Origin of the sequence: Aliiruegeria lutimaris (genome assembly GCF_900099935.1) — a bacterium.
Classification (GTDB): Bacteria; Pseudomonadota; Alphaproteobacteria; order Rhodobacterales; family Rhodobacteraceae; genus Tropicimonas; species Tropicimonas lutimaris.
Genome location: NZ_FNEK01000178.1, coordinates 1 through 1,569 on the forward strand (window position 1 = coordinate 1; position 1,569 = coordinate 1,569).

The window sequence follows — 1,569 nt, forward strand, 5'->3', positions numbered from 1 at the left end:
GCGTCTTTCAGGCGGGTTTTGGGATGTTGAGTGCTTCGAAAAGATTGAGCTGTTCGGGCTGGCTCCTTGAGGTTCCGGTGAAGGTTTTGGTTCCGATGTGCGTGGTGTGCCGCTGGATCCTCGCAAGCAGGTCTAGGGCGGTTCGGGGACTGGCGGATTGCCCTTTGGCTTTCAGGCGCATGCGCATGACGCGGTAGAGGATGAGTGCCAGGAAGCAGATCATCGCGTGGGCGCGAATGCGGTCCGGCAGGCGGTGGTGGACGGGGGCGATTTCGATGTCGGACTTCAGGACACGGAAGCCGCGTTCGATATCAGCAAGAGACTTGTAGCGCGCGACGGTCTCGGCCGGGGTCAGATCGGGGGCATTGGTGATCAGGGCGAGCGTTCCGTCGAAGAGCTCCGCCCTGACAATTGCGTCCTCATCCAGGCTCCAGCTGAACCTTTCGGCCCGCAGATCCGGTTTGAGAAAGCGGGTCAGTTCCGCCTCGGCCACGGCGCGAGTGAATCTGCTGTAAGCGCCACGGTCGGAGGCGCGGCGCCCACGCGCGGTCTGGCCGGCGTCTTGAGCCTCAAGCTTCGCGACCGATTTCTCCGCCATGGTTTCCACCTCGGCGATGCGCTTGCGGCGGTGGGCCGATTGCTCCTCGGCACGTAGCCGATCATGGGCAACGATCAGGCGATGGCCGGCGAACTTGCTTTCGGCAAGGCCCACCTCATCGAAGGCAAGCTCCTGGAAAGTTTCGACCAGATCGGTGTAGCGGCGCGCCGGGACAGCCAGGATGAACTCCAGCGTCCGCCCGTCCCGGTCGGCCATCTCGGTGAGGTCCCGGATGTTGTCCAGGCTCAACAACCCTCGGTCGGCGACCAGCACGACACGCTGGATCGGGAAACGCTGCAGGACTGTTTGCAGCATGCCCTGAAGGGTCTTCGTCTCTGCCACATTGCCGGGGTGAACGTTATGCATGAGCGGCAAACCATCGGCCGTTTGCACCACACCAAGCACGAATTGCCGGGCGATGCCGCCGGTTTCCTTGTTCATGCCGAAGGCGCGAATATCGTCATCCACCTTTGCGCCGCCATGGATGCGGACGGTGGTCAGGTCATAGAAGACGACCGTGAGATCCTGATCGACGAGAGGTCGGATCTGTTTCGCCAGTTCCAACTCGACCCGCTCACCGTGATCCATCAGCGCATCCATGCTGCGCAGAAGATGCTGGTGGGTGACGGTTTCGGGCATCGCCGGCATGGCCACAGTCTCCAGCCAACGCAGGCAGCCGAGCTTGCTGGCGGGATCGCAGAGCCGATTGAAGACCATCGCCCGGATGAGCGCCTCGACATCCAATTTGCGCTTGCCGGACCGCAGCCCGCGGCTGAGCGCGCGGTCAAAGCCCAGATCCTTCCACAACTCGTGCAGGGCGAAGACATCCCCATAAGACCTGGCGCTTTCGGCGATGACATCCGAGGAGGTGTTTTCCGCGCGCCCGACTACCCGGTTGAGCCCATTTATCAGTGGATCAAGCTTGTCGGCGGTGAGATCATCGATCCGGCCGAGGTTGGCGACCACCTTGT

At 62.3% G+C, this 1,569-nt stretch carries 1 protein-coding gene; it reads right to left on the reverse strand.

The features are described from left to right. Positions 1–7: 7 nt before the first annotated feature. A partial coding sequence (locus BLR85_RS28235) for an IS1634 family transposase (protein ID WP_093165221.1) occupies positions 8–1,569 on the reverse strand: 1,562 nt, incomplete at its 5' end.